Below are 621 nucleotides of genomic sequence, written 5' to 3' on the forward strand. Positions count from 1 at the left end.
CGCGCCGTCACGGGTCTGGAACCGTATCCCCGACGATATCCGGGATCGCATCATCACACTGGCGCTCGATCATGCCGACCTATCACCGCGTGAACTGGCGGTGAAGTTCACTGATACAGAAAGTTATTTTGTATCAGAGGCTTCGGTCTATCGACTGCTCAAAGCCCACGATCTGATTACGTCACCTGCTTATATCGTCATCAAGGCCAATGATGAGTTCAAAGACAAAACCACACGGCCGAACGAGATGTGGCAGACCGATTTCACCTACCTGAAGGTCATCGGCTGGGGATGGTTCTATCTATCGACCATTCTCGACGACTATTCCCGCTACATCATCGCATGGAAGCTGTGCACCAGCATGAAGGTGGATGACGTCACTGACACGCTCGATCTTGCACTGGCCGCCTCAGGCTGCGACAAGGTCAAGGTTGAGCACCGGCCGCGACTGCTGTCGGACAACGGCCCGTGTTACGTCGCCTCCGATCTCGGCGAATGGTTGGAGAAATACAAGATCGATCAGGTCCACGGCGCTCCCGGACATCCGCAAACGCAGGGCAAGATCGAACGCTGGCACCAGACGCTCAAGAACCGCATCCTGCTCGAAAATTACTTCTTCAA

The 621-nt window shown here is 54.8% G+C and carries 1 protein-coding gene; it reads left to right on the top strand.

From position 1 onward, the window contains the following. The coding region (locus tag HBA93_RS17995; protein ID WP_221724206.1) for a DDE-type integrase/transposase/recombinase at positions 1–621 on the top strand (621 nt) is incomplete at both ends.

This window comes from Ochrobactrum sp. SFR4 (assembly GCF_019730395.1).
Taxonomy (GTDB): Bacteria; Pseudomonadota; Alphaproteobacteria; order Rhizobiales; family Rhizobiaceae; genus Pseudochrobactrum.